We start from the raw sequence: 7,977 nt of genomic DNA, 5'->3' as shown, positions 1-7,977 counted from the left end.
CCCGCCTCGGCTTGCGGCGGGGTGGTGCCGATCCGCAATTTGAAGCGCCTGCCGGTCGATCCGGCGTTGCTGGCCAAGACCTATCCCGGCGGCAAGGCGGAGTATCTGGCGAAGTTCGATGCCCGGCTGGCGCAACTGCAGGCGCAGGGCTGGCTGCTGGGGCCCGATGCGGCGGAAGAGAAACAGCGCGCGCGCGGCTATGCCGATCAGGCCTTCGGCGCGCGGTGATACAGGTCAGTTGCCGTTGATAAAACTGTCCACCACCCAATCCGGCAGATCGGTCCATTCCCCCTCGAACATCGCGTCATGCGACCAGAGGCGGACCGATCCATCGGGCAACAGGCAATAGTAATCGCCATTGTCCCGGCAGATGGGCAGCCATTCCGCCGGGACGCCTGAGGCGCGGGCCTCCACGATGGCCGAGAGCAGATTCAGGCGTCCCTCTCGGCCCGCGCGGGGCTGGAGCAATTCCCTGGTGAGGCTGATGTTGCCCGCCCTTTGCACAAGGGTGCGATAGTCGTCCGGCAGGGGCAGGCCGCTTTCACGCGCGATGTCGTTCAGCACCGCGTCCCCCGGCGGGGGAAGGCGCGTGGCACACGCATCGCCGTGCGCAAGCAGCAGCGCAATGGCTTGCTCCATCTTCGCCGATGGCATGATCACGCCCTTCCTTGCCTCAGATGTCGAGCGTCACCTCGATCTCGTCACCCTCGTGAATCCCGGCATCCTTGCGAACCGCCGCCTTGAGCGGCAGCAGCCAGCCGCCGCTCTCACGATGGGGAAAGACCGAGGTGCGCCATGTGGTCGCGCCGATCCGCGCTGTCACCGGCAGCGAGCCGAAGCCCGCGGTCAATCCCATCGAGGCCAGCTTCAGTTCCGCCGCCGGAGCGCCCTCCACCGTCACGAAGAACCAGCGGACGGGTTTCTCTTTCTCGCGCTTGGCGGAGGTCCAGACCCAGACCTTGCCGCTGAACGGGATGGTTTCGCGTTCGCTCATCATGGGAATCCATTGATGACGAAACCGCGCTCCGTCAAACGCATCCTGTCGAGATCGATGCCATTGGATGGGCGCTGGCGCGCGCCAGGTCGGCCAGACCCTGCCGCAGGGCATCGTCGGCCTGAGCGAAGGCGGGAACGGCGCTGAGCGCCCGCACGCTCTGCCCGCGCACCGCCTGAACCTGATGGCGCGAGGGCAGCGCATCGAGGCCATGCGTGCCGGTGGCGTAACGCCCGCCCGGGCCATAGGAGGCCAGCGGGCTGAAATCCTGCGTGGCGGCGCCCGCAACGCTGACCGCCAGGCAGGCGGCGACACCGATGGCGAGAGATTTCATCCGCAGCCTCCTCTTGGGATCGCGCCGGGGCTGCCATGCCGCGCCGCCGGGCCGCCATGGCGCTGCGGCAGGCTGTGCCCCTCGCGCGTTGAGGGCGTCAGCGCTTGCGGGCCTCTTGCCTGGCCAGATTGAACGCGACGGCGGCCTTGATCAGCGCATCGAAAGCGGCGGCGTCGATCTGCTCGCCCTCACGCAGATCGATGGCGCGCCGCGTGCCGCCGTCAAAACCCGCATTGAACAGGCCGGCCGGATCGGGCAGCGCGGCCCCCTGCGCGAAGGTAAGCTTCACATAGGCTTTGTAGACCTCCCCCGTGCAGAGAATTCCGGCATGCTCCCAGGTCGGCACCCCATGCGGGTTGGAGGGTTTGACCCATTTGACATGCTCTTCCACCGCAGGATCGGCCTTGAGGATCAGCGCGCGCAGATGCCCCAGCGTCTCGCCCCGCCAGTCGCCAAGGCTGGCCAGTTTCGCGTCGATCCGGGCTTTGGGCGTGTCCTGATCTGTCATGGCGTGATCCTGATGGGTGAAGGATGCGCAGCCTTGCCATGGGATGCGATGGATGGCCAGTTGAATGGATGCTTTCAGCGCGCCTCAGATATCGTTCAACCCGGATGGCGCAGATGGTGATTCACCGGATGGGAGGGCCCTTTCGGCAAGTCTGGAGTGCGATCATCATGCGTGCCACCAAGTTCATTCTCGCCATCGCCACCGCCGCTTCGCTGGCCGCCATCGGCACCAGCGCCGACGCCGCGACCTGGGGCCAGCGCCACCCGCGCCAGCATGAGGTGCTGCATCGCGAGCACCACCAGCTTGCCCGCATCAATCAGGAGCGCCGCGAGGGCGAGATCTCCCGTGGTCAGGCCCGCGCGATGCGCGCCACCACCCGCTCGATCGCCGCGCAGGATCACGCCGACGCCCGCGCCAATGGCGGCTACATCACCCGTGGGCAGCAGCACCGCCTGAACGCCGAGGAAAACGCCCAGTCACGCGCGATCGGGCGCTAAACACCGGCAAGCCGGAACCGGACACCAGAACCGCACAGGGGCCCGGCGCGCTGCGCCGGGCCCTTCTCATGTCTTCAGCCGGGGGGATCGTCAGCCCTTCCAGGCGGAGTCGCGGATGATCTGGCAGAAATTGCCGCGATGGTGGTGCGGCTCCTTGTCGGCGATCACATCGGCCTTCACATTGCCGAACGTCGTGTCGGGCTTGTGCCTGATGCCGTCGTAGAAGGCCTGAATGATGTCTTCCTTGAAGGCGGCGGTGCGGGGAAAGGCGCTGACCACGGCTTCACGCTCGGCAGGCTGATACTGGGCATAGGTCAGCCCCAGCACATCCATCTCGACACCCGCCGTCACCAGCGCCACCACCGGATGCATATGCACCGGGATGCCCGGCGTGGTGTGCAGCGCGATGGCGGTCCAGACGGTGTAGGCGTCGGCCTCGGACACGCCATGGCTGCGCAGAAAATCGCGTGCGACATGGGCGCCATCGACCTCGAAGCGCTCATCGGCGCTGGCATGGCCGGGCATCAGGCCGATGTCATGGAACATGGCCCCGGCGTAGAGCAGCTCGCGGTCGAAGCGCAGGCCGCGTTGCAGCCCGGCCAGCGCGCCGAAATGATAGACGCGGCTGGAATGGTTGAAGAGCAGCTCCGTTTCGGTGTCGCGCACGAACTGCGTGATGGCGCGTGCCAGCGTGCTGTCGGGAATGGCGGCGCCTGCATCGATCATGGTCATCTTGGGTCTCCAGCCTTGGGGTCTGCTTGCTTGTAACCGCGATTGGCTATGGCGCTTGACGATGTTTTCCTGCTATTTCTGCCAAAAGCGTTCACATCCGGACTCGGGGGACTCATGACATTGCGGCATATTGGCATTCTGGCGATGGAAGGTGCCCAACTGCTCGACGTGGCCGGGCCCGCCGATGTCTTCGCCGAGGCTGGCGGCAGATCGGGCCAGAGCGCCTATCAGGTCCATGTGCTGGCGGCCGCGCCCGGCACGATCCACGCCTCGTCAGGCATGCGGCTGCTGCCCGACGGCATTCTGGGGCAGGACCATCCGCCGCTCGACACGCTGCTGGTGGCCGGCGCGCCCAACCTCCATCGCCGCGCGCGTGACGAGCAGTTGCTGGTCCGTCTGCGCGCGGCGGCGGGCAAGACCCGCCGCTTCGGTTCGGTCTGCACCGGCGCCTTTCTGCTGGCCCAGACAGGCCTGCTCGATGGCCGCCGCGTGACCACCCATTGGGCCATCGCCGAGGCTTTCGCCGCCAGCTTTCCCGAGGTGATGCTGGAGGTCGATGCGATCCATCTGCGCGATGGCCCGGTGCGCACCGCCGCCGGGGTGACGGCGGGGCTCGATCTGGCGCTGGCGCTGGTGGAGGAGGATCTGGGGGCGGAGATCGCCCGGCAGGTGTCGCAGCAGCTGGTGATGTATTTCCGCAGGCCCGGCGGCCAGCTGCAATACAGCCGTGATCGTCAGGCAGGCCCCGCCGGGCGCTCGGCCTTGCAGGAGGTGCAGCGCTGGATCGTCGCCAACCCGCAGGCGGATCACGCCGTGGCCGATCTTGCGGCGCGCGCGGGGATGAGCCCGCGCCATTTCGCCCGGCTCTTTCGCGGCGAGGTGGGGGTGACGCCTTCGGCCTGGGTGGAAGGCGCGCGGATCGAGGCGGCGCGCCATTTGCTGGAGCAGGGCATGCCGCCCAAGCTGGCGGGCGCGCAATGCGGCTTTCGCGATGTGGAGACCTTTCGCCGGGCCTTTCATCGCCGTTTGGGCTTGTCGCCTGCGGCCTATCGCGGGCTGCATGGAACGGGTGCGGCCTGAAACGGCAAAGGCCTGCGGCGGTCGCGTCCGGACTGCCGCAGGCCCTACGTCAACCTGCGATCAACAGGCGATCAATAGGCGCTTTTGACCACGCCGCCATCCACCCGCAACGCCGCGCCATGGGTGGCCGCCGCGAGGGGGCTGGCCACATAGGCGACCAGCGAGGCCACCTCTTCCGGCGTGGCGAAGCGCTTGATCAGCGATGTGGGGCGGACATGCTCGAAGAACTCGGCCTCGACTTGATCAAAGCTCTTGCCGCCCGATTGCGCCAGCGTCTCGACGAAATCGGTGACGCCGCGTGAACGGGTCGGCCCGGGCAGCACGCTGTTGACGGTGATCGCGCTGCCCGCCACGCTTTCCGCGATGCCGCGCGCCGCGGCGATCTGGGCGGCCTTGGTCACGCCGTAATGCACCATTTCCTCGGGGATCTGCAGCCCGCTCTCGCTGGAGATGAAGATGATGCGGCCCCAGTTCGCCGCGCGCATCGCGGGCAGGTAAAGCCGCGAGAGCCGCACGCCCGAGAGCACATTGACATCGAAGAAGCGCTGCCAGTCCTCGTCGGGGATCTCCTCGAAGGGCTTGGGTTCGAAAATGCCGAGGTTGTTGACCAGAATCTCGACCTTGGGAAAGCGCGCGAACAATCTCTGCGCGGCGGCATCCGTGCCCAGATCGCCCGCAAAACCCTCGACTATGGCGCCAGTGGCGGCGGAAAGCTCCGCCACCACCGTGTCCACCGCCGCTTGCGTTCTGCCATTGACGATCACATGCGCGCCTTCCTGCGCCAGCGCCGTGGCGATCGCCTTGCCGATCCCGGCGGTGCTGCCGGAAACCAGCGCCAGTTTTCCTTGAAGCTGAAGGTCCATTGTCTTGGCTCCTGTGCTTGCGGCCTGAAGCATTCCGCGTGTTTCCTGAATCACGCGGAATGCTTCAGATCTCTGTTGTCGCATCGTTTTGGCGAAAAACCGGTTCCCACTTTTTCGCCCGATGCTTTAGCTCCGCGTGATCGAGATGCCGCCATCGAGCAGCGAGGCGGTGCCGGTGACGAAGCTGGCGTCATCCGAGGCCAGATACAACACCGAGCGGGCGATTTCCTCCGGCGTGGCGACACGCTTCAACGCATGCAGGTTGGTGATGAAGGCCTGCTTGTCGGCGCTGTCATTCATGCCGCGATACATGTCGGTGTCGACAGCGCCGGGCAGGATGGCGTTGACGCGCACCTGCTGCGGGCCGAATTCGGCGGCCAGCGCCTGAGTCAGGCCGATCAGCCCCGATTTGCTGGCGGCATAGGCGGCCACGCCGGGGAAGGAGAAGCTGTAGCCCACGAAGGTGGAGGTGAAGATCACCGAACCGCCGCCATGCTTCACCATTTCGGCGATCTGGTGTTTGGCGGCCAGGAAGGAGGCGGTGAGGTTGGTGTTGACCGTGTCGGCAAAGCCTTCGGCGGAGATGTCCGTGCTGGGCCCGGCCTCGCCCATGATGCCGGCGTTGTTGAAGGCGATGTCCAGCCGTCCGTAGGTCTCGACGGCGGCGCGCACCAGCGCTGCGTGGAAGGCTTCGTCCTTCACATCGCCCGCCACCGCGATGGCCTGCCCGCCAGCGGCCTCGATCTCGGCGACAAGGCTGTCGAGCTCGGCCTGACGGCGCGCGCCGACGACCAGCTTCGCGCCCTCGGCGGCGAAGAGGCGGGCGGTGGAGCGGCCGATCCCGGCGCTGGCCCCGGTGATGATGGCGACCTTGTTCAGCAAACGGTCCATGATGGTTCTCCTCGATTGGGGGGCGTGTCCTGAAGGGCTGGCCCCGGTTGATGAGGAGAAGATGCCCTTGCATCGGCGTTCGGATTAGTGGCTAAATGTGAGTTCTATAATTCGGAGATACCGAACGATGATCCGGATCGAGGGCATTGAGGCTTTCGTCGCCACCGCCGAGCAGGGCTCGATCAGCGCGGCGGCGCGGCAGTTGCGCCTGTCCAAATCGGTGGTCAGCGAAAGGCTGGCCGAGCTGGAGCGCTCACTGGGCGCGAAGCTGCTCCACCGCAGCACGCGCAAGCTGGCGCTGACCGAGGATGGCAGCGCCTTTCTGCCCCGCGCGCAGCGCATCACCAGCGAGATCGCCACCGCCGCCGCCGACATCACCGAGCGGCGCGGCACGCTGAGCGGCCCCTTGCGCATTGCCGCGCCGGTCACTTTCGGGCGGCTGCACCTGGGCCCGGCGCTCTATCCTTTCCTCAAGGCGCATCCCGATATCCAGTTGACGCTCGATCTGGATGACAGGCGGATCGATGTCGCCTCCAGCGGGCATGACGCCATCATCCGCAACGGCGCCATCGACGACACGCGGCTGATCGTCTGGAAGCTGGCGGAAAGCCGGCGTATCCTCACCGCTTCGGCGGCCTATCTGGCCGAGCATGGCACGCCCGGGACGCTGGAATCCCTGCACCGCCATCGCGGCATCTATTACACCAACCGCGGCGTGGGCGACTGGCGTTTCGAGACCGCCGAGGGGCCCGTCTCGATCCGGGCGCGGCTGGCGCTGGGGGTCAACAATGGCGATATGATGCGCGATGCGGCCATCGCCGGGCTGGGGCTGGCCATGCTGCCCGCCTTTATCGCCGGGCCGGCGATCAGGGCGGGCGCGCTGGTCGAGGTGCCGCTGGAGGCCGCCCCCGCGCCCGATACCCTCTATATGGCCCATGCGCAGGGGCGCGAACCCTCGGCCAAGCTACGCCGCCTGATCGAGCATCTGCGCGACACTTTCGGCGATCCGCCCTATTGGGATTGAGGCGAACCGATCAGGCTGGCCTTTCCCAATTGGGCTGTCGAACTGTTGATTTTGGTATGGCCAATAGCCATGCTTTTCGAAAGGGCGACGATCAGCTGGTGACGCGGGCGTAGCGGTCGCGCTGGGCCTGCGCCGCGCGGCGGGCCTCCTGAATGGCCTTTTCCTCGGTGGCGAACAGCAGGCTGTCCAGCACGGAGGAGAGATGGGCGCGCATTGCCGCGCGTGCCGCCACGGGATCATGTGCCCGCAGCGCCTCATAGACCGCCGTATGCTCATCCACCACCGGCTTGACGTTGGCCGAACGGGCCTTGGCATGCAGCAGGGCGCTCTCGGGCGAGCGTGAGCGCAAATCCCACAGGCGCTCGACGGTTTCGAAGATGGCCGTGTTGCGCGTGGCGCGCGCGATGGCCAGATGGAAGTCCCGGTCGGCTTTTTCCGTGCCGTTGGGATTGTTGTTTTCCTGCTCGATCTTCTCGATCAGCTGGGCCAGTTCGGTGAGGCCTTCCTCGGTGATCTGGGTGGCGGCCAGCGCGGCGGCCTCGCTTTCGAACAGCAGGCGGGCCTCGGTCAGTTCGAAGGCGGTGATGTTGAAGCCGGGAATGTCATTCCGGCCCGGCAGGCGCTTCACATAGGCGCCCGATCCCACCCGCACCTCGACCAGACCCTGAACCTCCAGCGCGATCACGGCTTCGCGCACGGTGGGGCGGCTGACGTTGAACTGGGTGACCAGTTCGCGCTCGGCGGGCAGGCGGTCGCCGACAGCATACTTTCCGGATGCCAGCTCTTTCATCAGCTTGCGGGCAAGGTCCTGATAGAGCCGGTCCTGCGGAAAGGCGTCGTCACCCATGGTCTGCGTCTCCTTGGTTGGCCTTACCAGTTATTCTAAACTTGACAGGCCAAATGAAATTGGTCAACCCGGTTCCTAGCACGAGAAGACCAATCCGGGAACACGTCCATGAAAATCCATTCCGCCCGCGTCATCGTTACCTGCCCGGGGCGTAATTTCGTCACGCTGAAGATCGAGACCGATCAGGGCGTCTATGGCATTGGCGAC

General features: G+C 66.3%; 12 protein-coding genes. 4 read left to right on the top strand and 8 right to left on the bottom strand.

The features are described from left to right. Positions 1 to 228: alpha/beta hydrolase domain-containing protein (locus tag SR3_RS32025; protein ID WP_218018910.1), on the top strand; the 228-nt coding region annotated here is incomplete at its 5' end. A gap of 6 nt (positions 229 to 234) precedes the next feature. On the opposite strand, the gene SR3_RS29700 is transcribed toward SR3_RS32025, so the two are convergent. The 4 genes from SR3_RS29700 to SR3_RS29685 form a co-directional block, all read right to left on the bottom strand. Next, a complete protein-coding gene (locus SR3_RS29700; protein WP_157099213.1) occupies positions 235 to 654 on the bottom strand; it encodes an SMI1/KNR4 family protein in 420 nt (139 codons plus the stop codon). A 19-nt stretch (positions 655 to 673) separates the two neighbouring features. Beyond that, positions 674 to 994 carry a DUF1905 domain-containing protein gene (locus tag SR3_RS29695; protein WP_068094869.1) on the bottom strand — a complete coding sequence of 107 codons (321 nt, stop codon included), beginning with the start codon at positions 992 to 994 and terminating at the stop codon, positions 674 to 676. A 34-nt stretch (positions 995 to 1,028) separates the two neighbouring features. Next, entirely contained in the window at positions 1,029 to 1,328 is a 300-nt protein-coding gene (locus SR3_RS29690) for a hypothetical protein (protein ID WP_068094860.1), read from the bottom strand. A 97-nt stretch (positions 1,329 to 1,425) separates the two neighbouring features. Beyond that, a complete protein-coding gene (locus SR3_RS29685) occupies positions 1,426 to 1,836 on the bottom strand; it encodes a DUF1801 domain-containing protein (protein WP_068094857.1) in 411 nt (136 codons plus the stop codon). Positions 1,837 to 2,003: 167 nt separating this feature from the next. Here SR3_RS29685 and SR3_RS29680 point away from each other — a divergent pair, with 167 nt between their 5' ends. Then, positions 2,004 to 2,333: a hypothetical protein gene (locus tag SR3_RS29680; RefSeq protein WP_068094867.1), complete on the top strand. Its 330-nt coding sequence runs from the start codon at positions 2,004 to 2,006 to the stop codon at positions 2,331 to 2,333. 90 nt (positions 2,334 to 2,423) lie between these two features. On the opposite strand, the gene SR3_RS29675 is transcribed toward SR3_RS29680, so the two are convergent. After that, positions 2,424 to 3,065 carry an HD domain-containing protein gene (locus SR3_RS29675; RefSeq protein WP_068094854.1) on the bottom strand — a complete coding sequence of 214 codons (642 nt, stop codon included), beginning with the start codon at positions 3,063 to 3,065 and terminating at the stop codon, positions 2,424 to 2,426. 114 nt (positions 3,066 to 3,179) lie between these two features. Here SR3_RS29675 and SR3_RS29670 point away from each other — a divergent pair, with 114 nt between their 5' ends. Further along, positions 3,180 to 4,145: a GlxA family transcriptional regulator gene (locus tag SR3_RS29670; RefSeq protein ID WP_068094851.1), complete on the top strand. Its 966-nt coding sequence runs from the start codon at positions 3,180 to 3,182 to the stop codon at positions 4,143 to 4,145. Between the two features lie 71 nt (positions 4,146 to 4,216). Here SR3_RS29670 and SR3_RS29665 read toward each other — a convergent pair whose 3' ends face one another. Both SR3_RS29665 and SR3_RS29660 read right to left on the bottom strand, forming a co-directional pair. Beyond that, complete coding sequence (locus SR3_RS29665) at positions 4,217 to 5,008, bottom strand: SDR family NAD(P)-dependent oxidoreductase (protein WP_068094849.1); 792 nt, start codon at positions 5,006 to 5,008, stop codon at positions 4,217 to 4,219. 126 nt (positions 5,009 to 5,134) lie between these two features. After that, positions 5,135 to 5,899 carry an SDR family oxidoreductase gene (locus tag SR3_RS29660; protein ID WP_068094846.1) on the bottom strand — a complete coding sequence of 255 codons (765 nt, stop codon included), beginning with the start codon at positions 5,897 to 5,899 and terminating at the stop codon, positions 5,135 to 5,137. A gap of 127 nt (positions 5,900 to 6,026) precedes the next feature. Between SR3_RS29660 and SR3_RS29655 the strand changes: the two genes are divergently transcribed. After that, a complete protein-coding gene (locus SR3_RS29655; RefSeq protein WP_068094843.1) occupies positions 6,027 to 6,923 on the top strand; it encodes a LysR family transcriptional regulator in 897 nt (298 codons plus the stop codon). A gap of 91 nt (positions 6,924 to 7,014) precedes the next feature. Here the strand turns inward: SR3_RS29655 and SR3_RS29650 are convergent, their stop codons facing one another. Continuing rightward, positions 7,015 to 7,770, bottom strand: coding sequence for a FadR/GntR family transcriptional regulator (locus SR3_RS29650; RefSeq protein WP_068094841.1), 756 nt, complete (start codon positions 7,768 to 7,770; stop codon positions 7,015 to 7,017). Positions 7,771 to 7,977: the final 207 nt, after the last annotated feature.

It is taken from the genome of Novosphingobium rosa NBRC 15208, from assembly GCF_001598555.1.
GTDB classification, from domain to species: Bacteria; Pseudomonadota; Alphaproteobacteria; order Sphingomonadales; family Sphingomonadaceae; genus Novosphingobium; species Novosphingobium rosa.
Note: the sequence above shows the minus strand (reverse complement) of the source record. Positions and strands in the feature narration are given on the sequence as shown.